3 protein-coding genes are annotated in these 1,320 nt (G+C 52.0%); 2 read left to right on the plus strand and 1 reads right to left on the minus strand.

Annotated features, from left to right (window positions below; all coding sequences use genetic code 11):
• Together ACFRAK_RS28950 and ACFRAK_RS28955 are read left to right on the plus strand one after the other, a co-directional pair.
• Positions 1–634 (plus strand): oligopeptide/dipeptide ABC transporter ATP-binding protein (locus tag ACFRAK_RS28950; protein ID WP_394573190.1); only part of this gene is annotated, 634 nt, incomplete at its 5' end.
• A 24-nt stretch (positions 635–658) separates the two neighbouring features.
• On the plus strand, positions 659–1,108 hold the full coding sequence (locus ACFRAK_RS28955) for a GNAT family N-acetyltransferase (protein WP_394573191.1): 450 nt from the start codon (positions 659–661) through the stop codon (positions 1,106–1,108).
• A gap of 2 nt (positions 1,109–1,110) precedes the next feature.
• On the opposite strand, the gene ACFRAK_RS28960 is transcribed toward ACFRAK_RS28955, so the two are convergent.
• On the minus strand, positions 1,111–1,320 hold a 210-nt coding region (locus ACFRAK_RS28960), incomplete at its 5' end, for a hypothetical protein (protein WP_394573192.1).

A 1,320-nucleotide genomic window follows, 5' to 3' on the forward strand; every position in this document is an offset into this window, starting at 1 on the left:
CCGGCAGAAGCGCAAAGGCGAAGTTCTGGAGATGTTGGACCGGATAGGTCTGAATGCTTCCTATATGGATCGATATCCCCATGAGTTAAGCGGCGGGCAGCGGCAGCGGGTAGGCATTGCACGGGCGCTGATGCTGAATCCGGAGTTCGTGGTGCTCGATGAGCCCGTATCGGCATTGGATGTCTCTGTACAGGCGCAGATATTGAATCTGCTCAAAGCGCTGCAAAGTGAATTGTCTCTGACCTATCTGTTTATTTCCCATGATCTGAACGTGGTGCACTATGTGAGTGATCGAGTCGCTGTCATGTATCTTGGAAGCATTGTAGAGATTGCTGATGTGAATGATCTGTATAACAATCCACGCCATCCCTACACACAAGCGTTAGTCTCGTCGATTCCGGCCGAACGGGGCGGTGAGAAGAGAGAGCCCATCATTCTAAGCGGGGATTTACCCGACCCCTCGACCGCCATCCAGGGCTGTCCGTTCCGATCAAGATGCATGCATGCGTTCGAGCGTTGTGCCGCCGAGATGCCGGAATGGTCGGAGGTCGGAGCAGGTCATGCTGTACGATGCCATTTGTGGAACGGGACACAGGAGAGCCTCGAGCCATTGCCTGTTGAGTTATCATCTTAGGACTGAAGTGGAGGATCGTAGAAGATGGACGATAACGAGCATGAAGTCATACGCCTGGCCATTGCAGCGGATGCCCCGGCTTTAAGGAATCTGCTATACCGGGCCTACGAACCGATCCGCATGTTGAATCTCAAGTGGCCGGCGGCTTATGTTACTCAAGATGCGGCGCTGGCGAATATCGAGCGGAATGAATGCTATGTATTGGAGAAGGGAGGTTCGATCGCGGCAACCATCACGTATTCGCTGGAAGGCGACGTTCGCGACGTGACCGATCTTCCCTTCATCAAGTGGTTCGCGGTAGATCCGATGCTGCAGGGTCACCGGCTCGGAGCGCGATTGATCCACTATGTGGAGCAGACGATACTCCTCGGGAAATACAAGTGGCCTGCTGTTACATTGGCAACCGCGGAGCGACATCCTTGGTTGATCCCGAGAACGGAGACGGCAACATGTATCTCATGTGCAAAGTCTTGAACTCAGATCGATTTGAGAGGTATACCCGCGAGTATCCCGAGGATATTGCTGCTATTCATAACCGGACCCGGCGGGTCAATGAAAATATCAACCAATGACACCCTGAGGTAAGGGTGTTTTTTTTCTTGGTATTTTTTTATCAAAAGTGTTGACCTTAACGTTACGTAAAGGTGTACATTTGGGATGTCAGGAGGTGAAACCATGGAATATAC

It is taken from the genome of Peribacillus sp. NPDC056705, from assembly GCF_043656335.1.

Excerpts from the sequence above, each read along its gene's own strand:
- ACFRAK_RS28955 (WP_394573191.1), top strand. The coding sequence starts at position 659 with ATGGACGATAACGAGCATGAAGTCATACGCCTGGCCATTGCAGCGGAT.